The following is a 24736-nucleotide window of genomic DNA, read 5'->3' as shown; positions in this document are numbered from 1 at the left end:
CAGGCAGCCAGTAAGCCCTGACCCCGCCGAAATCCTGCCTCGTGAAAGATCGAGGCTAGTGGGACGGCGAAGGTACTTAACCATTCTCGTTGGTGCAGTCTGCGTTTCCGACACCACACTTACCGCCGCAACGCTCAACGCCCCTCCGTCGATACCATCAGCCTCATTCGTCGTGCCGAACCGCGTGTGACAGCGAAGTGTCGGGCGTTAGGGTTGCCCCCCGGCTTCCTCGTACTGGAGCGGAGTAAACAATTGACGAGCGGTCAACGTTCAGCTCAAAATTGCTGTCATAAATTTGGGGGAAGCATGAAAACATCAAGAGTCGCTGAAACTATTCCAAATTAGGGGGTGAGATGAAAAACAAATTAATTCTTGAATATGTAGGGGACTATCCATCCGGGGAATCTCCCGATCGCAACACGGGAATAATCAGCCTGCAGTTCGCACTCGAACATCACGGCGGATATACATTTGACATGGAACTACCAGACGGCAGCTTCATCCCGGTATCGCTCGAGGAATATCGCGGCAAAAATCCCAAAACCACATTCATTGTCCTCGGGGTTGAATTAATCGACGATGGCCCCGAGGACCGCGCACGTTGGGAAGCCAGGGTCGTTGCCAAGCGCGGGCCTTTTCGGGAGACACCGCCCAGGTAGGGACAGTCCTGCGGATCGCTCTAACGGGATACTTGGCAGCGACAGTACTGTTCCTCGCCATTCAAAAGTTCCGAGCCCGCGGGATGCTCTCGTCCTACTATGCGGAGCTATTCAACATGAGAGGGGGATGCTTTGGTGCAGTTGGTGGCGTACCTGAACGGCGATCGGGTCGACGTGACACCGATGGCCCACGATCCGTGGCGACCTCTGGAGGTCATCCCTTCCGCCGGGTACTTTTGCCGGGGTCGTAGGTGTTCGAACCCAACTGGGACGGCTTCCTAGCTTCTGGCGGCACCCGGGGAATGGATGAAGAGGCTGGCGAGGGCGGTGAGGAGGAGAAGCGACGCCGCGATGGTGAAGCTGGTCTGCATTCCGTGGACGAAATTGCCGCGGTCGGCGATGAGGGCGCCGAAGACTGCGATGGCGACGGCGCCGCCCACTTGGCGGAAAGTATTGAAGACTGCGCTGGCCGTGCCCGCCTTTTCGCTCGGGACGCTCGCGAGCACGACGGCTGTGACCTGCGGCATCGCGATCGATCCCCCCGAACCCGTGAAAATCAAGAAGATACCGACGAGTAGCGGCGACCCCAGCGGCACAGTGAGAAGGATCGCGGTGAGCCCCACCACCATGGACGTCAATCCGACGACGACTGGCACCCGCGTCCCGAAGCGGTTCGAGAGGGTTCCGCTGACGATATTGCCGACGATGCTGAACGCCGCCGAAGGAAGGAAAGTGAACCCGGCCTCAAGGGGTGTCAGCCCGAGGTGCTGTTGGAGAAAGAGACTGACCACAAAGACGGTCCCGAAGTGGCCAACCATGAACGCGAAACCGACCGAGAGCGAAATTCTCATGCCAGTGGAGCGAAACAGCTCGAGCGGCATCATCGGGTGCCGGCCGCGCGCCTGGATCAAAAGGAAAGCCGCGAGGCTAACCCCTGCGAGCACCAGGCTGCCGATGACGGGTACCGTGCCGAAGCCCTCGGTCCCTCCCGTAATGAGGCCGTACATCAACGCGGTCAAGGCAACGATCGCCGCGGCCTGGCCAGCCCAGTCGAACGGAGTCTGCCGTCGGGGGGATGTGGCAACGGAAGCGAGGAGCACCAGCATCGCAATGCAGACGGGAAGGTTGATGCCGAACACGAGCCGCCAGTCCAGCGTGGTGAGGAGGCCGCCGACAAGCGGTCCCACGGCTCCGGCGACTGCACCGCCGACCGCCCAGATCCCGAGGGCATGTGCGCGACGACGGGGATCGGGAAAGGCTTGCCGGATCAGCGCCATCGACGCCGGCAGCATGATCGATGCCGCACCTCCCTGGAGGAAGCGGGCGGCAATGAGGACTCCCGACGTCGGCGCGAGTGCGCACGCGACGGACGCCACCAGGAATAGTGCGATTCCCCATCCCAGCGCCCTTTTCGCGCCGATCCGATCCGACAGGTTCCCGGCGAACAGCAACAACGCGGCGAACATCAGCGTGTAGCCGTCGATCACCCATTGCAGGCCGGCTGTTCCGCCCCCGAGTTCCTTGCCGATGCTGGTAAGCGCGACGTTGACGATCAGGATGTCGAGGGTGATCAGGAAGAATCCCAGCGACGCAATCATGAGCGTGAGCCGTGCCCGGGGCGCATCAGCCATAGCCGAGGGAGGAACCGGAGCCGGCAAAGTGGTTTCGGGGCGAGTCATGGTTTAAGGAAACAGCGTGTTGAGAACATCAGGGAGTCTCTGTCTTGAGGGGTACTGGCAGTGACCCTCAACGGAAATGTGGAACGACACCGGCGCCACCCGACGATGCGCTAACCGGCAAGTCCAAGGAACACCAGCAAAGCTCTTTCAATCTCTACGAGCTGTGCGGATGTCAAACGGCCGACGCGGCTTTGCACGTTGGAACGCCGGACCGTCGTCAACTTGTCGATCATCACATGGCTTTCCTGCCGCAAACCGGACAGCTCTGAGGCTGAGACCCTGACCCGAAGGAGGGGTGCGTCGATGAGGGTTGTTGTCAGAGGAAGAACCGTGACGGAATCGGTGACGTCGAATCGGTCATCCTGGATCACAAGCGCAGGCCGTGGCTTGGAAGCGTAGACGCCGCCGGCCACGGTCCAGAGTTCGCCACGGTTCACTCTTCGTCCCAGGGCGCTGACACAGCCTCGATGAACTCCTGGTCACCGGACTGGCGATCTGCAGCTGCTGCGGCAGCGGCCTGCCGGTGTGCTTCGGCGTCGAAACCGTCGGCCCGAACGTCCGGTACCCACACTTGGATTGGGCGGAAGCCGTGTTCGCGCATCCGCTTACGGTACTCGCTGACCCGATCTCGAACTGCCATGGAATCAATGTTACATGTAACGCGACAAAGGCGACAGATGCGGACATGCCCCTCAACGGAGCTGCAGTTACCGCGAAAGTTGAGCGCCGCCGTCAGGCGCTTACGCCACCAGCTCCGCGGCAGCGCTGTCCATGTGCTCGAGGATGGTCTTGCGTGCAAGGGAAACATCGCCGGTCTCGATGGCGGCCACGATGTCGTGGTGCCGCTCGACACTCATGTTCTTGACGCCCTTTTCAAGGCCGGCGAACATGATGGACATCCGGATGGATCCCTCCAGAGATTCCCAGGAATGGAGCAGGGTCTCGTTTCCTGTGAGGCGGCACATGGTGCGGTGGAATTCCAGGTCGGACTCGATCCGTTCCTCGAGGCTTCCCTTGGCGGCGGCGGCCATGGCGTCGATGGCGGAGCGCAGAGAAGTGATCACCTGTTGGCGGTCCGGCAACTCGCAGAGCGTACGCGCGGCGAGGGATTCCAAGGCGGCCCGCACCGAGTAGATATCGCGGATTTCCTTGGCATCGAGGTGGCGGACGGAGAGCCGGCCGCGCGGACCAGCGGACAGCAGGCCCTCCTGCTCAAGTTGTCGCAAGGCTTCCCGGAGCGTTCCGCGGCTGATCTGGAGCATGTCCGACAGCTCGGTTTCCACCAAGTGCCGTCCAGGTTCCAACTCGCCGCTCGTTATGGCGGTACGCAGGGCGGAGAGCGCCTGCTCGCGGAGGCTCTTCTTTTCCAGTCCCAGAAGGGGTGCTGTTGCTCCGGCCATCTTGTCCGTCCTCAATGTCAGTGGTCGACTGTTTACAGTCGGTGTGTTAACTGTTGATCTTACGGCAGGAGCGCGGAACCGGCCCACGCCTGCTCCGCGCTCCTGGCAAGGAATTACCAGGCTCAGCCGAGTTCCGCCAGGACCTTCGCCACGATCCGTTGTACCGACAATCCGTAGCGCTCGTGCAGGGTAGGCAGCGCGCCGGCGTCGAGGAACTCATCCGGAAGCGCCACGGGCACCACGCGCTTGCCCAGCCCGGCCGTGACCACGGCGGAGGCCACGGTTTCGAACAAGCCGCCCACCACGCTGTGGTTCTCCAGCGTGACGGCCAGGCGGTCGGTGTTCAGTTCCGCCAGGACGGTGGCGGCGTCGAACGGTTTGATGGTGGGTGTGTGCACGACGGCGACGTCCACATTGTGCGCGGCGAGCGCCTCCGCTGCCTGTAGCGCACGCATGGTCATCAACCCGCTGGAGACGAACACAACGTCGTTGCCACCCCGAAGCACCTTCGCCTTGCCGAGTTCGAAGGTGTAGTCGTACTCGTCCAGCACAGTGGGGACGTTGCCACGGAGGAGGCGCAGGTAGGTGGGACCGTCACTGGCGGCCAGTTGTGGCACAGCTTGTTCGATGTCCACGGAGTCGCATGGATCGACGATGGTCAGATTCGGCATGCCGCGGAAAATCGCCATGTCCTCCGTGGCCTGGTGGCTGGGGCCGTAGCCCGTGGTGAGGCCCGGGAGTCCGCCCACGATGTTCACGTTGAGGTTCGGCTCGGCGATGTCGAGGCACAGGAAGTCGTAGGCCCGGCGCGCGGCGAACACGGAATAGGTCGAGGCGAACGGCACCAAGCCGGTCTCGGCCAACCCTGCGGCCGCACCGAAGAGCAACTGCTCAGCCATGCCCATCTGGAAAAACCGCTCCGGGAACGCCTTCGCGAAGATATGCATGTCCGTGTATTTGCCTAGGTCGGCGGTGAGCCCGACGATTCGCGGGTCAGCCTCGGCGGCCTTCACCAACGCGTGGCCGAAAGGCGCCGAACAAGTCTTCTGGCCCGGGTCCGCGAAGGACGCGATCATGGCCGAGGTTTTCAGCTTGGGGGTTGCGCCCTTCGAAGCGGTGACGGTGCTCATCGGCCGGCCTTCCCGTTGGATCCTGCGGTCAGTTGCTTGCGGCATAGCTGCCATTCGTGTTCTTCGATGCGCATGAAGTGCGCCTTTTCACGTTCCTCGAGCAGCGGCACGCCGCGCCCCACTTGCGTGTCGCACAGGATGACGGAAGGACGCCCGACGGCGGCGGCCTGGGCGGCTGCGTTGTCGAACGCCGCCAGCAACGCACCGACGTCGTTCCCGTCCACCCGCTGCGTGTACCAGCCGAAGGCTTCCCACTTCTCCGTCACGGGTTCGGTCCGGAGGACGGTGTCCGTCTTGCCATCCGCCTGCAGGGCGTTGATGTCCACCATCGCGGTGAGGTTCCCCAGCTGGTGGTGGTGCGCGCCCATGGCGGCTTCCCACGTGGACCCTTCGTCAAGCTCGCCGTCCGAGAGGAAGTTGTACACCCTCGCTCTGGAGCCCTCTTCCGATTGAGCACGGTGCCGGAGGCCAAGGGCAATTCCGACAGCGATGGAGAGCCCGTGGCCAAGCGACCCTCCCGAGATTTCCATGCCCGGCGTGTATGTCGACATCCCGGACATGGGGAGGCGGGAATCGTCCGAGCCGTAGCTCTCGAGTTCCTCGACGGGAATGATTCCGGCCTCCGCCAGGGCTGCATAGTGGCCGATTGCGTAATGGCCCGTGGAGAGGAGGAAACGGTCCCGGCCCTCCCACTCGGGATCATTGGCACGGTAGCGGAGTTGGTCCGCGTACACCGCGGCGAGCATGTCCGCCGCACCGAGTGCCTGGCCGACATAGCCCTGCCCCTGGACTTCGCCCATGTTGAGGGCGTGGTGCCGGATCCGGGTAGCGGCTGCGCCCACGCGTTCGATGCGTTCCATCGCGGTTTCTCCGATTCGTCCTGCCGTGTTTTGTTCCTGCGCCACAGTCATTAGACATTCACCGACTGGGGAGTGCTTTTGGTGGCCTCATCGGCCAACTGGCGTTCCTTCTTGCCCCAGGTTTCGCGGGTAGCCAATGCAGCCCAGAGGCCGATCGCGGCGTACAGGCCGAAGAGCAATGCGGGCCCCATCCACCCCATGGCGACGAAGAGCAGGGTGGTGATGAAGGGGGTGAAGCCGGAGATCGTGGCCGAGATCTGGTAGGCCAGTGAAGCACCGGAGGCACGGGTCTTCGCCTGGAACAGCTCGGGGAACCAGGCGCCCTGGGCGCCGGCGAGGGAGTTCTGGCAAACGCCGTAGGAGACGGCGATCGTGGCAATGATGAAGATGAACAAACCGGTGTTGACCAGCACGAACATCGGGATGGCAAAGAGGACCGCAAAGGCGCAGGACCAAATGTAGACGGGCCGCCGTCCGATCCTGTCCGTCAGCCGCGCCCAGGCCTGGGTTGCGAAGATGCCGATGGCCGAAGCGATGCAGAGGGCCACCAGGGTCTGGGTCTTATCGGCCAAGTGCTGGCCGTTCAGGTAGGAAATCATGTACGTAATGGAGACGGCGTAGCCTGCGGTCTCGGCAATGCGGAGGCCGATTCCCTTGACGATGTTGCGCCAGTCGGTCTTCAGGACCTCGACGATGGGCGACTTCACGATTGCGCCGCTCTCCTTGACTTCGTCGAAGACCGGGGATTCCGGGACCTTGGAGCGGATGATCAAGCCGACGACAACCAACACCATGCTGGCGAGGAACGGAATGCGCCAGGCGAGTTCGCCGCCAAGCTGGACGCTGACAAGGAACGTCAGGTTGGCCAGCAGGAGTCCCACGGGGAATCCGGCCTGGACGATGCCCGTGTACTTTCCCTTGGATTTCCAGGGTGCGTGCTCGTAGCTCATCAGGATGGCGCCGCCCCACTCGGCTCCGAAGGCCAGGCCCTGGACGATGCGGACGAACACGAGCAGCGCCGGCGCCAAGAGGCCCACTTGGCTGTACGTGGGAAGAAGGCCGATCAGGAACGTGGCCACGCCCATCAGGATGAGGGAGGCTACGAGGACCGGCTTGCGTCCCAGCTTGTCGCCAAGGTGGCCGCCAATGATGCCGCCGATAGGACGGGCAGCGAAGCCGACCCCGAGGGTCGCGAAAGCAGCGAGGGTACCGGTTACGGGATCGCCGGTGGGGAAGAAGGCCGTTCCGAAGTACAGGGCAGCCGCGGTGCCGAAGCCGATGAAGTCATAGGTTTCGATGACCGCGCCCACACCGGAGCCGATGGCGACGCGTCTGGCGTCCTTGGTGCCGTGGACCGGACCGCGCATGGTCAGAGCTTCTTTGCTCATTGGTGAATCCCTTTCGAAGAGCGACTGAGGCATAGGTGCTTCAGCACTGTCGACTGTTAACACATGATATGCCAGTGTGACTTGCATCATCTACTTCTGTCAACAGTCAACTTCAAGGGTTGACTGTTAACAGTTAACTTAGCTACTGTGGTTCCCATCACTACTGCCTTCGGGCGCGACTGGAGGAAACGAAGATGTTCAACTCCCGACTCGGTTGCTCGTCCATCAGCTTCCGGCACCAGGATTTACCCACGGCATTGCGCACCATCAATGGCCTGGGCTTTGAGGAAATCGACCTCGGCGCACTGCCGGGCGTCTGCGATCACGTTCCCTATGATCTTGATTCCGACGCCGTCTCCGCCGTGACTGCGGAGGTCGCCGCCTCGGGGTTGCGGGTCCGCTCGGTCAACGGCGATATAGGCGACCTCAATGCAGTGCTCGACCCCGGCCAGCGCACCGCCCGCCAGAGCCACCTCGATGAGCTCCTGACCCTCACCGCCAACACCGGCGCCAATGCCTTGGTTCTTCCCTGCGGCGCCTTGGGGCACAATCCGGTCCGCAGCTTCGACGAGGATCTTGACACCATCGCAGCCCAGCTCATCGGTGCCGGACAGCGCGCGGAGGAGTTCGGCGTCGAACTCTGGACCGAATCCCTGCACTTCCTCCGTTTCTGCTGGAACCTGGAACGCGCCGAACAGCTCGCCGCGCGGCTGGCGGGCTCCGGCGTCGGGATTGTCATGGACTTCAGCCACATCGTCGCCGCAGGCGAAGACCCGCTCGAGTACATCGAACGCCATCAGGGCCGGATAGCACATGTCCACCTGCGGGACGCGGTACCGGGCAACATCAACCTCAGCATCGGAAACGGCAACGCGGACTTTGCAGCCGGACTCAGCTCGCTGGCAGCCACCGGCTACATCGGCCACTTCTCGCTCGAGCTCGAAACCCGCGACGTCACCCACGACGAACGCCCGGCAGCCGCCGCCAAAGCCGCCAGCTTCATCACAGACCTCATCTGACTTTCACAACAACAAACCCAAGGAGCATCATGACCACCACCATCCAGCGCACCGCCGTCCTCACCGGGGCAACCTCGGACCGGGGCATCGGCATCACCACCGCACGCCGCTACGCCAGTAACGGTTGGGCCGTGGTGATCCTGGACCTCGACGGCGAGAAGTCCGCCAAGGTCGCAGCGGAAATCGGCAACCAGTTCAACGTCCCTGCGTTCGGTTACGAGATCGACGTCGCCAACGAAGCTTCCGTCAACGCGGCGTACAACGCAGTCGCCGCGGAAATCAGCGCCGGCACCCTTCCCGCCGTCGGCGCCCTCGCCAACATCGCGGGCATCACCTCCCCTGTGCCGTTCCTTGAAACCACGCTGGAACTCTGGCACAAGATCATGGACGTGAACGCCACCGGCACCTACCTGGTGACCAAGGCTTTCCTGCCTGACATGATCGCCAGCGGCTGGGGCCGGATCGTTAACATGTCCTCCGTCTCCGCCCAGCGCGGCGGCGGCGTCTTCGGCAAGGTCCCCTACTCCGCCGCAAAGGCAGCCATTCTCGGCTTCACCAAGGCGCTGGCGCGCGAAATCGGCGCAACCGGCGTCACCGTGAACGCCATTACTCCGGGCGCTGTGGACACTAACATCCGCGTCGGCAGCACCGACGAGCAGGAAGCCGCCATCAACGCAGGCATCCCCCTGGGCCGCAATGCCACCACCGAGGAAATCGCCGCCGTCATCACGTTCCTGTCTTCCGAGGAATCCGCCTACCTCACTGGCACCAGCATCGACATCAATGGTGGAAGCCACATCCACTAGCAGTCCCCACATCCGTAGCCGAAAGAGCCCACGATGACCAAAATCTTCAACGATCCCGCCGATTTCGCAGACGAAGCCCTCGCCGGTTTCTGCGACATCCACTCCGGCCTGGTGCGCCAGGTTCCCGGCGGCGCAGTGCGCCGTCACCGTCCCGAGCAGCCCAAGGTCGCAGTACTGGCCGGCGGCGGATCCGGACACTACCCGGCTTTCGCCGGACTCATCGGCGCGGGACTGGCCGACGGCGCCGTCGTGGGCAACATCTTCACCTCGCCGTCCGCACAACAGGCTTACTCCGTGGCCAAGGCTGCTGACAGCGGTGCCGGAGTGGTGTTCACTTACGGCAACTACGCCGGGGACGTCTTGAACTTCGGCATGGCCAGCGAGCGCTTGGCTGCGGAAGGCATCACCGTGGAAAACGTGCTGGTGACGGACGACATCGCGAGCGCGCCGCCGTCGGAATCCGCCAAACGCCGCGGCATCGCGGGCGACTTCACGGTCTTCAAGGTCATGGGCGCCGCCGCCGAAGCGGGGGCCGGGCTCGCCGACGTCGTGCGCTTGGGCCGGAAGGCCAATAGCCTGACCCGCACCATTGGCAGCGCCTTCCACGGCTGCACCTTCCCCGGCGCCGAAGCGCCACTGTTCACGCTCAAGGACAAGCAGATGGGACTCGGTCTGGGCATCCACGGCGAGCCCGGATTGTTCGACACCGATCTTCCGCCGGCCAAGGAACTCGGCCAGGAGCTCGTTGCGCGGCTGTTGGCGGAGACCCCGCACGGAGCGGGCAACCGCATCGCGGTCATCCTCAACGGACTCGGCTCCACCAAGCACGAAGAACTCTTCGTCCTGTGGCTGACCGTGGCTCCGTTGCTGCGCGCAGCCGGGTACACCTTGGTCATGCCGGAGGTCGGCGAACTGGTCACGAGCCTGGACATGTCCGGCGTTTCCCTCACCATCACCTGGCTCGACGAGGAACTCGAACCGCTGTGGACGGCGCCGGCTGAAACGCCCGCTTACCGGCGCGGCAACGCGGCGCTGTTGACGGGGGGCCAGCTTGCGGAGGAAGCGTTCGACGGCGGCCCTCTCGCCGTAGAGTTTGCGGCGACCCTCGACTCGCGCAACTACGCCGCGAGCTGCGCAGACGCGCTCGAGGCGGCCCGGAAAGCACTGCACGACGCCGAATCCCACCTTGGAGACATGGACGCGGTAGCGGGCGACGGCGACCACGGCCGCGGGATGGTCCGCGGAATCGACGCCGCCGCTGCCGCAGCTGCGAAGGCCCTGGCCAATGGCGCCGGAGCCGGCGATATGTTGGCAGCCGCCGGCGACGCCTGGGCGGATAAAGCCGGCGGAACGTCGGGCGTCCTGTGGGGCGCGGGCCTCCGGGCATTCGGCGAATCGCTTGGCAATGACGAGGCGCCGGAACCGGCTGAACTTGCCGCGGCCGTGACGGCGTTCGCTGCACGGATCACTGATCTGGGCAAGGCCGAGATCGGCGACAAGACCATGGTCGATGCCCTACTCCCCTTCGCCGACACCTTCAGCAAGCGCGCCTCCGAGGGTGTCCTTCCGGATGTTGCCTGGGCTGAGGCTGCCGCAGCGGCCACCTCGGCTGCGCAAGCCACGGCTTCTCTCCGGCCGCTCAAAGGACGGGCCCGGCCGCTCGCCGAGAAGAGCGTGGGCACAGCCGACCCCGGAGCCACGTCGCTGGCAATGATCTTCACAGTCATGGGCCCGCACCTTGTCCGCCCTGAGAACACGGGCACCGGCTCTACTACCGGCAAGCACGCCGGGGCGATCGCATGACCACGAAAGGACAGACCTTGGGTTTCCGACTCATCCTGGGCGCCGATGAAGCAGGCGTGGACTACAAAGACCGGATCATGGCGGACCTGCGGGACGATCCCCGGGTCAGCGAAATCATCGATATTGGCGTCAACCGCAGCGACTCCCCGGAGGACTTCACCACGCCATACCCTTACGTCGGGATCAAGGCTGGTGAACTCATCCGGGACGGCCATGCAGACCGGGCCATCTTGTTCTGCGGAACTGGAATCGGCGTGGCCATCGCAGCGAACAAAGTGGACGGCATACGCGCCACCACGGCCCACGATTCCTTCTCCGTGGAGCGGTCCATCCTGTCCAATGATTGCCAGGTGCTCACCATGGGTCAGCGCGTAGTCGGGGTGGAACTAGCCAGCAGGTTGGCACGTGAATGGCTCGGCTATGCCTTCGACCCGGCCTCGGCGTCGGCCGACAAGGTCAAGGTGCTCACGGATTTCGAGGGCTGCTGAGTCCTGTCCCTTGGGTGCTACAGCGCCGGGGGCGGGGCCGAATTTGGCCAAGGCGTAGGGTGGATGGGGACGATAGGAGCATCTCATGAAGAAAATCCTCATGGTACTGACCAGCGTTTCCGAACTCGGCGATACGGGAAAGAAGACCGGCTACAACGTGGCCGAGGCTGCACATCCCTGGAAGGTCTTCAAGGATTCCGGACACTTCGTCGACTTCGCATCCATCAAGGGCGGCCAGCCTCCGCAGGATGAAGTGGACCCTCAGGATCCCATCCAGGTTGCCTTCACGACGGACGAGACTACGCGCGCCGGACTCTACAACACGGCCCGCGTGGACGTCGTTGATGCTGGCCAGTACGACGCAGTCTTCCTTGTGGGAGGCCACGGCACAATGTGGGACTTCCCGGACAGCGAAGGCCTGCAGAACCTGGTTGCGAGCGTCTACGACGCCGGTGGTGTGGTTGGCGCTGTCTGCCACGGACCGGCGGGTTTGGTGAACGTGGACCTGGCCGACGGGTTCCGGCTCATCGGGGGCCGGGAAGTGGCGGCATTCACCAACGACGAAGAAGTTGCCGCAGGTATGGACAAGGTCATCCCGTTCTTCCTTGCCGACCGGCTCAAGGAACAGGGCGCGATCCACGTGTTCGCCGACGTCTTCGCAGAGAAGGTCGCTGTCTCCGAGCGGTTGGTGACCGGGCAGAACCCAGCCTCCGCCGCTGGCGTTGCGAAAGAGATGGAGAAGCTCCTGGCGGTGGTCATCCGCCAGGAAAAGGCCGAGGAGCAACACGAGGCCGAGGCCCTTCGCGCAGAGAAGGACGCCAAAAAGGCTGCTGCGGCAGACGCAGAGCAGTAGCGCCTGCAGCTTATTGATACTGGCGGCCGTCCCGATGACGGGGCGGCCGCCATTTTCGTCGGAGCTGCCGCCAGTATCGGCGGCTGCCTAGAACCCACCAATTTCTTGTTTGCTCTTGACAATGGCCCCCTGAACCGGTTCAGTAGAGATAACAAAACCGGTTCAGTGACCCCAATCACCAAGTGGCAATGAGGCAAACATGACAGTGACCATCAACGACGTTGCGCAGGCAGCCGGCGTGAGTAAGGGTGCCGTCTCGTACGCGTTGAATGGGCAGCCCGGCGTCAGTGATGAGACCCGGGAGCGCATTCTCAGGGTAGCCAGGGAACTGGGGTGGAAGCCGAATCTTCGCGCCAAGAGCCTGTCTTCGGCCAAGGCCTTCGCCGTCGGGCTGGTTGTGGCAAGGGACCCTCGACTTTTGGGAACGGACCCCTTCTTCCCCGCGTTCATCGCCGGGATCGAGACCACGTTGGTTGAGCACGAATACGTCTTGGTCCTCACGGTCGCCGCCAGCGCCGACGCCGAGGAGCTGGGCTATCGGAAGCTGGCTGCCGACAGCCGCGTGGACGGCGTCATCCTTACGGACATGAGGGTTGATGACTCCCGGATCGCTTTGTTGAAGAGCCTCAAGATTCCGGCCGTCACCCTTAACCGGCCCGAAACCCCCTCGCCGTTCCCTGCTGTCTGCATGGACGACACCGAAGGCATCGCGGCCGCCGTCGAACACCTCGTTTCGCTGGGACACACCAAAATCGGGCACGTGGGCGGACCGCAGAGTTACATTCACGGCCGAAGCCGGCGCTTGGCTTGGCAAAATGCCATGTCGAAAGCCGGGCTCGAGGCCGGTTCCTTCATTGAGGCGGACTTCACGGCAGCCGGCGGATTGGCGGCTACTGCGGAACTGCTTCGCTCGGCCCAGCGGCCCACGGCGATCATCTACGCGAACGACCTAATGGCCACTGCCGGACAGTCCTACGCCCAGTCCCTCGGACTGGCTGTTCCGGGTGATTTATCCATCACGGGCTACGACGACACCGAGCTCGCCAGGTACCTCAACCCTCCGTTGACCACTGTCCCGGCCGATCCGTTGCTCTGGGGCCGTGTTGCCGCCCAGCAGTTACTGAGCCTCCTCGGCGGAGGACCTGCGGAAGACGTCTATCTGCCCTCCCCGAAGCTGGTAGTCCGCGCCTCCACCGGGCCTGCCCCCGGCACGCCGAATAACTAATCCTTACGAATACAGATTTACCCGCAATTGGGTGGGGTTATTTGCCATTCCCGTTTGAAGGCAATGTCGCCACCGCATATTCAGTTTTCACCCGCAAAAGGAGTTGCAATGAAGCACGGAAAAATTAGTTCGAGAGTCCTCTCCCTTACCGCTATTGCCGTTATCGGAGCCGGCCTGGCCGCATGCGGTGGAGGCGCCTCCAGCGGCACGGCCTCTGGAGCGAACTCTGCCACCACGGCCAAGGGTCCCATCAAGATCTGGTACTCCAACAACGAGTTCGAGGTGAAATGGGGCAAGGACATGGTGGCCTCATGGAACGCTGCCCACCCGGACCAGCAAGTCGATGCACAGGAAATACCGGCGGGCAAGAGCTCCGAAGAGGTCATCGGGGCAGCAATTACCGCCGGCAACGCTCCCTGCCTGGTCTTCAACACGGCTCCGGTGGCGGTTCCGCAGTTCCAGAAGCAGGGTGGCTTGGTCCCGCTGGACTCCTTCCCGGACGGCGCCCAGTACATCAAGGACCGCACCGGCGATCTCGCCAACCAGTACAAGTCCTCCGACGGCAAGATGTACCAGCTTCCGTGGAAGTCCAACCCGGTGGTCCTCTTCTACAACAAGGACGTCTTCGCGAAGGCCGGACTGGACCCGGCAAACCCCAAGCTTGCCACGCAGTCTGAGTTCCTGGATACTGCCCGCACTCTGGTGAAGTCCGGCGCGGTTGCCAACGCCGTGTGGCCTTCGCCCACGAGCGACTTCTACCAGCCCTGGTTCGACTTCTACCCGTTCTATGCAGCCAGTTCGGGTGGCACCACCTTGCTTAAGGACGGCAAGTCCACCTTTGACAGCGATCAAGGCAAGCAGGTCGCCACGATGTTCCAGACCCTCTACAAGGAGAACCTGGCTTCCAAGGAAGCGTACAAGGGTGACTCCTTCGCAGACGGCAAGGCCGGCATGTCCCTCGCGGGCCCCTGGGCCGTCGCCGCTTACAAGGGCAAGGTGAACTGGGGCACGGTCCCGGTCCCGGGCACTCAAGCCCAGACCAACGGCTCCACCTTCTCTGACGCCAAGAACATCGCCATGTACTCCTCGTGCAAGAACCAAGGCACCGCGTGGGAGGTCATGAAGTTCGCCACCAGCAAGGAACAAGACGGCAAGCTCCTCTCCGGTACCGGCCAGATGCCGATGCGCAAGGACTTGGCCACCACGTACGCGGACTACTTCAGCCAGAACCCGGCCTACAAGACCTTCGCCGACGAAGCCGCACGCACCGTGGAAGTCCCCAACGTCTCCAACTCAGTCCAGATCTGGCAGACCTTCCGTGACGCTTGGAGCAAGTCCGTGATCTTCGGTAACCAGAGCATCGACGACGCTTTCAAGGGTGCATCTGAGAAGATCAACCAACTGGCAGCCCAGAAGTAGCAGGCGAATCCCCATGTCACTTCGCTCAGCTGGGGGTCCCGCTACGGGAGACACTGCCGGGCGGACCGTGGACCAGCGGCAGGCGCCCAGGAAACGCAAGAACTTCCTGGGCCGCCAGCCGCTGGGACTGCTGTTCAGCGCCCCCTACGTCATCTTCGTCCTTGGAGTGTTGGCATATCCCCTGGGGTACGCCGTCTACATCTCCTTCCACCAGTTCTTCTTCACCGCTCCGGGCGTCCAGGTTGACCGTCCCTTCGTGGGGTTGGACAACTACATCAACGTCCTGTCCGATCCTGAAGTACAGCGTTCCTTCGCCAATATCGGCATATTCCTGATCATCAACGTGCCGTTGACCGTAGGACTGTCCTTGGTCCTGGCCAACGCTTTGAACCGCGTGACGCGGCTCAAGACCTTCTTCCGGGTCAGCTACTACGTCCCGTACGTCACGGCGAGCGTCGCCGTCGTCGGGGTCTGGCTGTTCCTGTTCCAGCAGAACGGGCTGGTCAACGCCATTCTGGGGCCGCTGGCCCCGAACCCCTCGTGGTTGACGAACTCCTGGCTGGCAATGCCAACGGTTGCTTTGTACGTGACCTGGAAGCAATTGGGATTCTTCATCCTGCTCTACCTGGCCGCGCTGCAGAACATCCCGGACGAGCTCTACGAGTCCGCCTCGGTGGACGGCGGGAACAAATGGGTCCAGTTCTGGAACATCACCGTTCCGGGAGTGCGCTCGGCCAGCGTGCTGGTGACCTTGCTCGCCACCATTACCGGAGCGAACCTGTTCACCGAGCCCTATCTGCTCACGGGCGGAGGCGGGCCGGACGGCGCCTCGACCTCGCCGGTGTTCCTGATGTACCAGAAGGGAATCCTGCAGGGGAATCCCGATGTGGCAGCAGCGCTGGGTGTGGTGCTAGTGATCGGCGTGTTGCTGATCGCCCTGATCCAGAAACGCCTCGTAGGCGGGAAGGAGGACTGACGTGTCGATTTTCAATAAAGCGCCTCTCAGGAACGACGACGACGACGACGCCCGCCGGCCACGTGCCGGCGCTTCCGAAAGAGCGGCCTCCGAAGCCCCGGCACCCGCATCGGCGGCCTCCCGCAAGGGCAGTTCCGTGGCCAAGCGCAAGAACCTGGGCGTGGGCAGCTTCTTGCTGCTGGCCCTTGGAGCCTTCGTCTTCCTCTTCCCGTTTTACTACATGTTCATCGGCTCGCTGCAGACTTCCCCGGACACTTCCGTGGGCGGAGCGTTCCCTAGCCCGGCAAACATCACCGGCGAGAACTACAGCAACATCAACAACTCGATCGACCTGCTGAAAGGCCTGGTCAACTCGGGTGTTTTCACCGGCGGCGTCATCTTCTTCACAGTAGTGTTCGGGCTCCTGGTGGGCTACGCGCTCGCCCAGATGCAATTCCGCGGTAAAGGGTTTGTCTTCGGGATGACGCTGCTGGTGCAGATGATTCCGTTCCAGCTCCTGCTCATCCCGCTGTACGTCATGATCGTGCGAGACTACGGACTCGCGGACACGTACCTGGGCATGATCCTGCCGTTCGCGATCAATTCCACCGCAGTGTTCGTCTTCCGTCAGTACTTCATGCAGCTGCCCTCCACCTTGTTCGAGGCCGCCCGCATCGACGGAGCCAGCGAACTGAGGATCCTATGGCAGATCGCGATCCCCTTGGTCCGGCCCGCGATTGTCACGGCAGTCCTGCTGACTTTCATCGGCCCGTGGAATGAGTTCCTGTGGCCGTTCCTCGTCACCAAGGACCAAGCCATTCAGCCTCTCGCCGTCTCCCTGGCGAACTACATCTCGAACATCGCCGCCACGGCATCCAACCCGTTCGGCGCCATCCTTGCCGGTGCCTGCGTTCTCGCGGCCCCCGCCGTCGCACTGTTCATCTTCTTCCAGCGCCAATTCATTTCCACCAATATCGGATCAAGCGTAAAGGGCTAAGCTCTATGACTTCCTCAACTTCAGCACTCCCCACCGTCCCGTTCACCCTCACCCGCGCCGGCGTCATCATGACCCCGGAGGACGGGAACGAATTCGAAGCCGAAGGCGTCCTCAACCCGGCCAGCGGCCGCGGACCCGACGGCGAGCTGTACCTCCTGCCGCGCCTCGTGGCTAAGGGCAATGTCTCCCGCGTCGGGCTCGCCAAGGTGATCATCGGCGACGACGGCGTCCCGTCCGGCGTCGAACGCCAGGGCGTTGTCCTGGCACCGGACGAAGGGTGGGAACGGGGCCTCAACAACGCGGGAACGGAAGATCCCCGCGTCACCTGGGTACCGTCCCTCGGCCGCCACCTGATGACCTATGTTGCCTACGGACCGCTGGGTCCCCGCCTGGCCTTCGCCCATTCCGAAGACCTGCGCACGTGGGACCGACTGGGGCCCTGCCATTTCGAGTACCAGGCCGACTTGTCCATGGACTTGAATTTGTTCGCCAACAAGGACGCAGTGTTCTTCCCGGAACCGGTCAACGATCCCGACGGCGTTCCCTCCTACGCTTTGCTGCACCGCCCCATGTGGGACCTGGGTTGGATCCGCGAAGGCGAAGGCGAGCACCTGCCGGCCGGCCTCGATGACAACCGCCCGGGTATCTGGATTTCATACGTCGCAGTTGCCGACGTCGAGAAGGACATCCGCAACCTCGTCCACATGCGCAAGCACAAACTCGTGGCCCTGAGCGAGTTTCCTTTCGAAGAACTCAAGATCGGCGGCGGACCGGCACCGATCCGGGTCGACGAGGGCTGGCTCCTGATCTACCACGGCGTCTCCGGGTCGATGGAAAAGTCTGCCTTCGACCACCAGCAGAACGTCAACTACACCGCCGCTGCGATGATCCTCGACAGTGACGATCCCTCCATCGTGATCGCCCGAAGCGACAAGCCGCTCCTGGCACCGGAAACGGAAGACGAGATCTCAGGCATCGTCCCCAACGTCGTTTTCCCCACGGCAATAGAGAAGATCGGCGAGGAGCTGTTCGTCTTCTATGGCATGGCTGATTCGAAGATCGGCGTGGCACGCCTGGACCGCGTCTAAAAGCGGTACCGCGCCTAGGACCGGACTGCGCCTTAGGCGGCACCCCGCTTCAGTAGTCCAACCCTTCTTCCATGCCCCTAGGAGTTAGACATGACACCTCCCCTTGTTTATGCACGGCTGAAATCCGCCCCGGTCGCAGTTGTTGCAACGCTGTCGATGCTCCTGGCCGGGGCAGGCGTGGCCTCAGCGACGCAGCCGGTTCCGGCCGCTGCGTCGCAGGCGCCGGGCACGGCGTCGCAGGCGCCGGGCACGGCGTCGCAGGCGCCGTTGACCAATCTGTCCCACCTGAATTTCCTGCTGGACACCGTTCCCCTGCACGCCGTGGATGGCCACACGACGTACCAGATCGGTGAACATCCCGCAGCACAAGCACCGTGGACGTACGCCAACAAGAATGCGGACGGGAGCTACACGCGGGTAGGAGGAGGTTCCAAGGACGCAACCACGGGTTACTGGAGCCAGGGGGCCTTCAACGCGGACGACATCGCCCGCACCGCCGTCGTCTACTTGCGCCATTGGCAGCAGACCGGTGACGTCTCGAGCCGCACCCGTGCCTTCGACATGCTGCGTGAGCTGACGTATTTGCAGACATCTTCCGGGTCCAATGCCGGCAACGTGGTCTTGTGGCAGCAAGCCGATGGCACACTGACGCCAAGCGCCAAGCCTGTGGAACTTCCCGACCCCAGCGATTCAGCCGAGTCCTATTGGCTGGCCCGGACCGTGTGGGCGCTCGGGGAAGGGTATGCGGCGTTCAAGTCTGCCGATCCCCAGTTCGCGGCGTTCCTGCAGTCCAGGCTGGACCTCGCCGTCGGATCCTTGAACAAGCAGTCCCTCGCCAAGTACGGGAAGTACGACATTGCCGACGGCGCGAAGGTCCCCGCCTGGCTCATCACCGGAGGGGCGGATGCCTCGGCGGAAGCCGTGCTCGGACTCTCCGCCTACTCAAAAGCCGCGCCCGACGACGGCGCTGCCGCTACCGCGCTGAGCCAGCTCACCGAAGGTGTCGCCGGGATGTCCTCGGGATCGGTTCAGCAGTGGCCCTTCGGCGCGATTCTTCCGTGGAACCAGTCCCGAACCCTGTGGCACGCTTGGGGCGGAATGGCCGCGGCCGCCGTCGCGAATGCGTCCCCGGTACTGCATCGGCCTGACCTGCTGACCGCCGCCGTGAAGGACTCCGCCCAATTCACTCCACAGCTCCTCGCCGCGGGCGGACCGGACAATGCCTGGAGCCCGACCCCGGGTGAGGCACAGATAGCCTACGGCGTGGACTCACGTGTCGAAGGACTCGTGGCGACCGCCAAGGCTGCGAATGCTCCGGGCCTGCTGGACGTCGCGGCGGTTGCTGCGGGCTGGTACTTCGGTGCCAACCGCAGTGGAAAGCCTGCCTACAACCCGGCAACAGGCACCGCGATCGATGGCATCGAAACCGACGGCCGTGTCAACCCCAACTCCGGGGCGGAATCCACCATCCACACGTTGTTGTCCATGCTCGCCTTGGACGCCAATCCGGAACTCAAGGCCAAGGCCCTGGGGATCAGCAGCACCGTGGGGACGGACGGGCTCAAGGTGGCCGAAGCCGAAACCGGGACCATCACCGGCGGCGCAGTCGTCAAGCCTGCCTCCGCATGGACCGGTGAGGCGAACTGGTCCGGCGGCGCATACGTCGCCCTCAACGCGGGCGGCACCCTGAAGATCACAGTCCCGGTCTCGGACCAGGCCCGGAACGCATACCCGATCGTGAACCAGCGCCCCGAAGCCGCCGGAACCACGTCGTGGACATCCGGGAGCACTTTCCTCGGCACCACGCCCAACGGTGGCGCCGGTGAGCAAGGCATCACGGCGGCTCCGGGCAAGCTCTTCCCGTTCTCCCTTGACCACGCAATACCGGCAGGGCAGGCCAGCCTGACCGCCAAGGCCGGAAGCGACGTGTCGATCGACGGCGTGCTGCTGCAGCCGCAGATTTCCTCGGTTTCCGTCTCCGGCCCCGGAGGCCAATCAACTCTGTACATCAGCGCCGCGTCGGGAAGCACCGATCGAAAAGTGGACATGCCCCAAGGGTTCCATTTGAGCCAGCAGGCCTTTGACGCTTCCGGCCAGCCCGTCACACCAGGTCCAGACCAGAACGGCGCAGACCACTCCGGCCGCGTCACTGTAGCCCCGGGTGGGTTCACCTGGGTGACCCTGGTCCGCAATTAGTCCCCACCGGCTCCCAGCCTTCGCAAGTCACCACAGGAAGAACCATGCAGAAAATCACCACGGAAGCCCTCCTCCACAGCTACGAGGGAGCGCTCACATTCAGCAATCCGCTGACCGACACCATTTCCACCGATCAGTTTTCCGCCGAGTATCCTGAGCACCCGAAGTGGGCGGTGGGTCCGTTCCGCAAGGACGATTCCCTGACGTTCCGGCAGGTCCAGGACTGGGCCGATCCAACCGGCATCGGCTGGACCGCGGATTCAATCTTCAATCCCTCCGTCATGGAGCGCGACGGCAAGCTCTATCTTTTCTACCGCGCATCCCCGCGTAAGGAATCCGTCTCCAGCCGTATCGGCGTCGCCGTCTACGATCCCGAAACCGGGTGGCAGGACAGCCCGTCCAATCCCGTGATCTACCCAACGCAGGACAATGAGATCCTTGGCTGCGAAGATCCCAAGGTGTACCAGGCCAACGGCCGCTACTACATGTTCTACAACGGGATCTGGACAATCGACCGCAGCGAGGAGCGGGACGGCCAGGACCCGGATGTCTATCCCCTTGGCGACGTCGGCTGCGACATCAATGTTGCGGTGTCCGACGACTTGATCCATTGGGAAAAGCTCGGGCTGGCTGTCCCCTACGAGGTTTCACGGTTCTGGGCCAAGGGGGCCGTCATCCCCCGAAACGCCCGGGGCGAAGCCGTCAAGATCGGTGGCGACTACCTGATGTACCTGTCCGAGGGCTGCGGCGGAACCACGCATGTGGGACGGTCCACCGACATGGTGAACTGGACGTTTGAGCCGCAGGAGTACCTGGATCTTGGTCCGCTGGGCGGTTCGCTGCACGAAGTCGCCTGCGCGATTGTCGACGACGGCGACGGCACCGGGGGCGACGGCGGCAAGCTGGTGCTGGACTTCTTCTACGGCGACGCGGACGGCCAATTCTCCGCTGCGCAGGCGCTCTATGACGTGAGCCAGCCGTTCACCCAGAAGGCGATGCACCGTGGAGGGTCCCTGGCTTGGGGCGGCCTGATGAAGTTCGGTGGAACCTGGATGTTCGCCCAAGGCTGGGATGCCCCTTCCGGATCGCGGGAGATGTACTTCTACCGCGCAGACCAGGGCTAACCACTTCCAGCCCGACACCGTACCCACCCTTGGCAGCAGATGCTCGATTGATAAGGCACACACCATGATTGAAACCACCAACCTCGCCAGGGGATGGGCCTTGAGAGTGACCGCTCCGGCCCCGGGCGCACCGTCCGGGGCCATGGGCTGGAGGCTTGCTGCAACGGTCCCTTCGGTTGTCCACACCGTACTTATGGATCATGGCCACCTTCCGGATCCCTATGCGGGCCAAAACGAGGAGTCCCAACATTGGGTAGGCCGGAGCGAGTGGGAATACTCCACAACCTTCAACCACGACGGCAACGAAGTCCGGCGGACGGAGCTCGTCTTCGACGGCCTCGACACCATCGCCGTGATCCGGGTCAACGGGCAAGACCTCGCACATACGTACAACCAACACCGCCGCTATGTTGTGGACGTTACCGATGTCGTCAGGCCCGGTGCCAATGACTTGGCGTTGACCTTCAAGAACGTGCGCGACTATGCCGAACAAGTCCGGGCGGCTGCGGGAGATCAACCCAACGGCAATCCGGAGCCATTCCAGTACGTGCGGAAGTCGGCCTGCAACTTCGGATGGGACTGGGGCCCGAACCTGGTGACGGCCGGACCGTGGAAACCTGTGAGCATCCGAAGGTACGGGGCGGCGCGGCTGGAATCAGTCCGCCCCTCCGTCACCACTACCCCTGCGCCCGGGTCCGGCCGCGGAGAACTCGCCACCAGTGGACATGCTCGTGTGGAAGTGGATGTAGAGGTTGTGCGGGCGCCAGGCGTTTCAGGCGAACTCGGACTCAAGGTCGCGATTCTGGACAAGACCGAATCGATTTCCATTCCGGAGGGATCCCACAAGGCCCGGGTGGTCGTGGATCTTGAGAATGTGGAACTGTGGTGGCCCCACGATATGGGCGCCCAGCCACTCTCCGCGCTAACGGTGACGCTGGACGCGGATGGGCACCACCTTGACGCATGGTCGAAGAGCATCGGATTCCGGCAATTCGAGCTCAAAACCGAACAAGACGAGGCCGGAACCAGCTTTGTCTTTGCCATCAATGGGCTCGACATTTTCGTCAAGGGTGCCAACTGGATCCCCGACGATTGCTTCCCATCACGCATCACCCACGAGCAGCTCCGGCAGCGACTTTCGCAGGCCACTGCGGCAAACATGAACCTGCTCCGAGTGTGGGGCGGTGGGGTGTATGAGTCGGACACTTTCTACGAACTTTGCGACCGCATGGGGATTCTCGTCTGGCAGGATTTCCTCTTTGCGTGCGCCGGATACCCGGAAGACGGGCCGCTCTCCGAGGAAGTCGCCGGCGAGGTCCGGGACAACATCGCACGGCTCATGAGCCACCCCAGCCTGGTGCTTTGGAATGGAAACAATGAATGCGTCTGGGGTTTCTGGGATTGGGATTGGAAGCCCCTGCTCAACGGCCGAAAGTGGGGATGGGGCTACTATTCGGAGCTCTTGCCTGCCCTCGTAACAGAGTTGGATCCCACCCGCCCGTACTGGAACGGCAGCCCATATTCCGGAGATCCCGAACTTCATCCGAACGATCCGAGACACGGGAACGTGCATATCTGGGATGTCTGGAACCAAGAGGACTACTCGCATTACGCGGAGTGGAATGCACGGTTCGTTTCCGAATTTGGATTCCAGGGTCCCCCCAACTGGTCCACCCTCACCCGCGTCCTCGAGCCAGGCGATTTGGACCTCGAATCCTCGGCGTTCCGCCAGCACCAAAAGGCCGAAGACGGAACAAGGAAGCTGCAGAGAGGACTCTCCGCGCATCTTCCTGAGCCGACGAATTTCCAGGAGTGGCACTTTCTCACTCAGGTAAACCAAGCCCGCGCGATCCGGTTCGGCATCGAACACTTCCGTGCCGGCTGGCCCGTATGCGCCGGCTCCATTGTCTGGCAGCTCAACGACTGTTGGCCCGTCACATCCTGGGCCGCCATTGATGGATACAGTCAGCTGAAACCGCTGTGGTACGCAATCCGTGAGGCCTACCGGCCGCGACTGGCGACCGTACAGCGCCGCGGCGACGGGCTCGCCGTCGTTCTGGTCAACGATTCCGCAGAGTCCTGGACGGGGACCCTCACCGTGGAACGCCTCGGCACGGTTCCGTCCGCGGAGGCTGTCCCGCCGGTCATCCGACTGGAGGCGTCGCATCAATTCGTGTTCGACGTCGAACCCCGCGGCAAGACCGAAATCGGCCTCCCGCATGATCTGAGCGAGACCGGGCAACCCTTGACCGATGTCCTCGTGGCGCGCGGCGAAGGACTCGGGCACGAGGACCGGATCCTCCACTTCTACGCCGAGGACAGGGACCGCATCAAGGAGCCAGCGAGGATCACCGCCTGGGCAACAAGAATCCCCGACGGCATTGAAGTGACTGTCACCGCGGAGACCATCGTGCGCGATGTGGTTCTGCAAGCGGACCGGTTAGACCCGAACGCGACAGTCTCCGAACAATGTATTTCGCTGCTGCCTGGCGAGAGCCATACCTTCCGCGTCGCGTCCACGGTTGATGGTGCTGAAGGTCCGGGACTCGACGCATGGTCGCGGTATCCGGTGCTGCAAGGGGTTGGAATCAGGCACAACAGCATCATGCCGCCCGCCGAATTTGCACCAACGCTCTCAACGGCAGAAGGGACATTCCAGTGACACATCCCGGCACCATGGGCGCAGTCGTAGGTTTGGACATCGGAGGTTCGAATACGCGCGGCATCAAATGGCTGAATGGCACCGCCGTTGCCGATACTTCCGGCGGTAGCGCCAATGTCCAGAACGTGAGCCGCGCCCAAGCCCGCACCGCCCTGGAGGGTGTCTTCGCCACCCTCCAGGGCGAGTCCGTTGCACGGGTGGTGGTTGGTTCCGGAGGGATCGACACCGCCGAAGACGCGAACGCACTGAAGGAACTGATCCAGCCGTTGGCTCCCGACGCCGTCGTCTCCGTTGTCCATGACACGCGCCTTCTGCTGGCTGCCGCAGGATTCGGCACTGGAATCGCAGTGATCTCCGGCACCGGATCGGCGGCCTGGGGCACCAACGGCGAGGACGAAGCGCGTGCGGGCGGCTGGGGTTACTTGCTTGGCGATGAAGGCAGCGGTTACTGGTTCGGTCGTGAAGCGGTGAGGTACAGCCTCGAACGCATGAACAACGGGCTACGCCCCGACGAGTTGACGACCGCGCTTGTGAAATCGTGTGGACTCCTCGGCCCGGAGGGTTTGATTGCCCTCTTCCATGGAGACGCGGGGCGCGAGTTTTGGGCTTCCAAATCTCCGATTGTCTTCGAGTGCGCGGCCTCGGGGCATACCGCCTCCTTGGACATGATCCTCCAGGCAGGCGCCGATCTTGCCTCGTTGGCGGCGAAATGCGCTGAGCAACTGAACATCGAGGGGCCAATTGTCCTCGGTGGAGGCCTCGGGATGAACCAGCCCACCTTGCAGACAGCCATGCGCATAGCCCTTGCCGCTCGGGGCTTCGACTATTTGCAGGTCCTTAACCAGGATCCGGTCTTTGGCGCACTGCAGCTTGCATCCCACTAGACACCGCTGTGATGAGTCTCACTAGCAACAAACGCCGTTCTGGCTTGAGCAGTCCGTGCCTCGCTGTGCACTATGGAAAGGCTTGTACGGCGGCTTTCGCA

Annotated in this window: 22 protein-coding genes; 15 read left to right on the top strand and 7 right to left on the bottom strand. The window is 63.1% G+C overall.

Annotated elements, in window-relative coordinates:
* Positions 1-353: 353 nt before the first annotated feature.
* Entirely contained in the window at positions 354-659 is a 306-nt protein-coding gene (locus AC4CS3_RS21915) for a hypothetical protein (RefSeq protein ID WP_490785212.1), read from the top strand.
* A 278-nt stretch (positions 660-937) separates the two neighbouring features.
* Here AC4CS3_RS21915 and AC4CS3_RS21910 read toward each other — a convergent pair whose 3' ends face one another.
* From AC4CS3_RS21910 to AC4CS3_RS21880, 7 genes are all read right to left on the bottom strand, one after another.
* Complete coding sequence (locus AC4CS3_RS21910) at positions 938-2338, bottom strand: MFS transporter (protein ID WP_490785211.1); 1401 nt, start codon at positions 2336-2338, stop codon at positions 938-940.
* Between the two features lie 110 nt (positions 2339-2448).
* Positions 2449-2775 carry a type II toxin-antitoxin system PemK/MazF family toxin gene (locus AC4CS3_RS21905; protein WP_490785210.1) on the bottom strand — a complete coding sequence of 109 codons (327 nt, stop codon included), beginning with the start codon at positions 2773-2775 and terminating at the stop codon, positions 2449-2451.
* A complete protein-coding gene (locus tag AC4CS3_RS21900) occupies positions 2772-2978 on the bottom strand; it encodes an antitoxin MazE-like protein (protein WP_490785209.1) in 207 nt (68 codons plus the stop codon). Before AC4CS3_RS21900 ends, AC4CS3_RS21905 begins: the two co-directional genes overlap by 4 nt.
* Before the next feature lie 100 nt (positions 2979-3078).
* Complete coding sequence (locus AC4CS3_RS21895; RefSeq protein WP_490785208.1) at positions 3079-3738, bottom strand: GntR family transcriptional regulator; 660 nt, start codon at positions 3736-3738, stop codon at positions 3079-3081.
* Between the two features lie 122 nt (positions 3739-3860).
* Positions 3861-4868 carry a transketolase family protein gene (locus tag AC4CS3_RS21890; RefSeq protein ID WP_490785207.1) on the bottom strand — a complete coding sequence of 336 codons (1008 nt, stop codon included), beginning with the start codon at positions 4866-4868 and terminating at the stop codon, positions 3861-3863.
* Positions 4865-5779, bottom strand: coding sequence for a transketolase (locus tag AC4CS3_RS21885; protein ID WP_490785206.1), 915 nt, complete (start codon positions 5777-5779; stop codon positions 4865-4867). The genes AC4CS3_RS21890 and AC4CS3_RS21885 overlap by 4 nt, the downstream gene beginning before the upstream one ends.
* Positions 5779-7116 carry an MFS transporter gene (locus tag AC4CS3_RS21880; RefSeq protein WP_490785205.1) on the bottom strand — a complete coding sequence of 446 codons (1338 nt, stop codon included), beginning with the start codon at positions 7114-7116 and terminating at the stop codon, positions 5779-5781. The genes AC4CS3_RS21885 and AC4CS3_RS21880 overlap by 1 nt, the downstream gene beginning before the upstream one ends.
* 194 nt (positions 7117-7310) lie before the next feature.
* Here AC4CS3_RS21880 and AC4CS3_RS21875 point away from each other — a divergent pair, with 194 nt between their 5' ends.
* The 14 genes from AC4CS3_RS21875 to AC4CS3_RS21810 all read left to right on the top strand — a co-directional run bounded on the left by AC4CS3_RS21875 (position 7311) and on the right by AC4CS3_RS21810 (position 24635).
* The gene (locus AC4CS3_RS21875) at positions 7311-8135 is read left to right on the top strand and encodes a sugar phosphate isomerase/epimerase family protein (protein ID WP_490785204.1); all 825 of its coding nucleotides are present in this window, start codon (positions 7311-7313) and stop codon (positions 8133-8135) included.
* Between the two features lie 29 nt (positions 8136-8164).
* Positions 8165-8941, top strand: a complete 777-nt coding sequence (locus AC4CS3_RS21870) for an SDR family NAD(P)-dependent oxidoreductase (RefSeq protein WP_490785203.1) — start codon at positions 8165-8167, stop codon at positions 8939-8941.
* A 33-nt stretch (positions 8942-8974) separates the two neighbouring features.
* Positions 8975-10744 carry a dihydroxyacetone kinase family protein gene (locus AC4CS3_RS21865; protein WP_490785202.1) on the top strand — a complete coding sequence of 590 codons (1770 nt, stop codon included), beginning with the start codon at positions 8975-8977 and terminating at the stop codon, positions 10742-10744.
* Positions 10741-11232: an RpiB/LacA/LacB family sugar-phosphate isomerase gene (locus AC4CS3_RS21860; RefSeq protein ID WP_490785201.1), complete on the top strand. Its 492-nt coding sequence runs from the start codon at positions 10741-10743 to the stop codon at positions 11230-11232. The genes AC4CS3_RS21865 and AC4CS3_RS21860 overlap by 4 nt, the downstream gene beginning before the upstream one ends.
* A gap of 85 nt (positions 11233-11317) precedes the next feature.
* Positions 11318-12085, top strand: coding sequence for a type 1 glutamine amidotransferase domain-containing protein (locus AC4CS3_RS21855; RefSeq protein WP_490785200.1), 768 nt, complete (start codon positions 11318-11320; stop codon positions 12083-12085).
* Between the two features lie 199 nt (positions 12086-12284).
* Positions 12285-13310 (top strand): LacI family DNA-binding transcriptional regulator, encoded by a 1026-nt coding sequence (locus AC4CS3_RS21850; protein WP_490785199.1) that lies wholly within the window; start codon positions 12285-12287, stop codon positions 13308-13310.
* A 108-nt stretch (positions 13311-13418) separates the two neighbouring features.
* Positions 13419-14729: an extracellular solute-binding protein gene (locus AC4CS3_RS21845; RefSeq protein WP_490785198.1), complete on the top strand. Its 1311-nt coding sequence runs from the start codon at positions 13419-13421 to the stop codon at positions 14727-14729.
* 13 nt (positions 14730-14742) lie between these two features.
* On the top strand, positions 14743-15705 hold the full coding sequence (locus tag AC4CS3_RS21840; protein WP_490785197.1) for a carbohydrate ABC transporter permease: 963 nt from the start codon (positions 14743-14745) through the stop codon (positions 15703-15705).
* Between the two features lie 220 nt (positions 15706-15925).
* On the top strand, positions 15926-16681 hold the full coding sequence (locus AC4CS3_RS21835; RefSeq protein WP_490785214.1) for a carbohydrate ABC transporter permease: 756 nt from the start codon (positions 15926-15928) through the stop codon (positions 16679-16681).
* Between the two features lie 5 nt (positions 16682-16686).
* The gene (locus AC4CS3_RS21830; protein WP_490785196.1) at positions 16687-17769 is read left to right on the top strand and encodes a glycoside hydrolase family 130 protein; all 1083 of its coding nucleotides are present in this window, start codon (positions 16687-16689) and stop codon (positions 17767-17769) included.
* Positions 17770-17859: 90 nt separating this feature from the next.
* Positions 17860-19965 carry a hypothetical protein gene (locus tag AC4CS3_RS21825; RefSeq protein ID WP_490785195.1) on the top strand — a complete coding sequence of 702 codons (2106 nt, stop codon included), beginning with the start codon at positions 17860-17862 and terminating at the stop codon, positions 19963-19965.
* Positions 19966-20009: 44 nt separating this feature from the next.
* Positions 20010-21089 carry a glycoside hydrolase family 130 protein gene (locus tag AC4CS3_RS21820; RefSeq protein WP_490785194.1) on the top strand — a complete coding sequence of 360 codons (1080 nt, stop codon included), beginning with the start codon at positions 20010-20012 and terminating at the stop codon, positions 21087-21089.
* Positions 21090-21153: 64 nt separating this feature from the next.
* Positions 21154-23751, top strand: coding sequence for a glycoside hydrolase family 2 protein (locus AC4CS3_RS21815; protein WP_490785193.1), 2598 nt, complete (start codon positions 21154-21156; stop codon positions 23749-23751).
* Complete coding sequence (locus AC4CS3_RS21810) at positions 23748-24635, top strand: N-acetylglucosamine kinase (RefSeq protein WP_490785192.1); 888 nt, start codon at positions 23748-23750, stop codon at positions 24633-24635. The genes AC4CS3_RS21815 and AC4CS3_RS21810 overlap by 4 nt, the downstream gene beginning before the upstream one ends.
* The last annotated feature ends 101 nt before the right edge of the window (positions 24636-24736 follow it).

This window comes from Arthrobacter sp. SE2, assembly GCF_058244265.1.
This window is presented reverse-complemented; position numbering and strand designations above follow the sequence as displayed.

Bases quoted from the DNA above. Each gene is read 5' to 3' on its own strand.
- AC4CS3_RS21915 (WP_490785212.1), top strand. From the start codon at position 354: ATGAAAAACAAATTAATTCTTGAATATGTAGGGGACTATCCATCCGGG.
- AC4CS3_RS21910 (WP_490785211.1), bottom strand. From the start codon at position 2,338: ATGACTCGCCCCGAAACCACTTTGCCGGCTCCGGTTCCTCCCTCGGCT.
- AC4CS3_RS21900 (WP_490785209.1), bottom strand. From the start codon at position 2,978: ATGGCAGTTCGAGATCGGGTCAGCGAGTACCGTAAGCGGATGCGCGAA.
- AC4CS3_RS21895 (WP_490785208.1), bottom strand. From the start codon at position 3,738: ATGGCCGGAGCAACAGCACCCCTTCTGGGACTGGAAAAGAAGAGCCTC.
- AC4CS3_RS21890 (WP_490785207.1), bottom strand. From the start codon at position 4,868: ATGAGCACCGTCACCGCTTCGAAGGGCGCAACCCCCAAGCTGAAAACC.
- AC4CS3_RS21885 (WP_490785206.1), bottom strand. From the start codon at position 5,779: ATGACTGTGGCGCAGGAACAAAACACGGCAGGACGAATCGGAGAAACC.
- AC4CS3_RS21880 (WP_490785205.1), bottom strand. From the start codon at position 7,116: ATGAGCAAAGAAGCTCTGACCATGCGCGGTCCGGTCCACGGCACCAAG.
- AC4CS3_RS21875 (WP_490785204.1), top strand. From the start codon at position 7,311: ATGTTCAACTCCCGACTCGGTTGCTCGTCCATCAGCTTCCGGCACCAG.
- AC4CS3_RS21870 (WP_490785203.1), top strand. From the start codon at position 8,165: ATGACCACCACCATCCAGCGCACCGCCGTCCTCACCGGGGCAACCTCG.
- AC4CS3_RS21865 (WP_490785202.1), top strand. From the start codon at position 8,975: ATGACCAAAATCTTCAACGATCCCGCCGATTTCGCAGACGAAGCCCTC.
- AC4CS3_RS21860 (WP_490785201.1), top strand. From the start codon at position 10,741: ATGACCACGAAAGGACAGACCTTGGGTTTCCGACTCATCCTGGGCGCC.
- AC4CS3_RS21855 (WP_490785200.1), top strand. From the start codon at position 11,318: ATGAAGAAAATCCTCATGGTACTGACCAGCGTTTCCGAACTCGGCGAT.
- AC4CS3_RS21850 (WP_490785199.1), top strand. From the start codon at position 12,285: ATGACAGTGACCATCAACGACGTTGCGCAGGCAGCCGGCGTGAGTAAG.
- AC4CS3_RS21845 (WP_490785198.1), top strand. From the start codon at position 13,419: ATGAAGCACGGAAAAATTAGTTCGAGAGTCCTCTCCCTTACCGCTATT.
- AC4CS3_RS21840 (WP_490785197.1), top strand. From the start codon at position 14,743: ATGTCACTTCGCTCAGCTGGGGGTCCCGCTACGGGAGACACTGCCGGG.
- AC4CS3_RS21835 (WP_490785214.1), top strand. From the start codon at position 15,926: ATGTTCATCGGCTCGCTGCAGACTTCCCCGGACACTTCCGTGGGCGGA.
- AC4CS3_RS21830 (WP_490785196.1), top strand. From the start codon at position 16,687: ATGACTTCCTCAACTTCAGCACTCCCCACCGTCCCGTTCACCCTCACC.
- AC4CS3_RS21825 (WP_490785195.1), top strand. From the start codon at position 17,860: ATGACACCTCCCCTTGTTTATGCACGGCTGAAATCCGCCCCGGTCGCA.
- AC4CS3_RS21820 (WP_490785194.1), top strand. From the start codon at position 20,010: ATGCAGAAAATCACCACGGAAGCCCTCCTCCACAGCTACGAGGGAGCG.
- AC4CS3_RS21815 (WP_490785193.1), top strand. From the start codon at position 21,154: ATGATTGAAACCACCAACCTCGCCAGGGGATGGGCCTTGAGAGTGACC.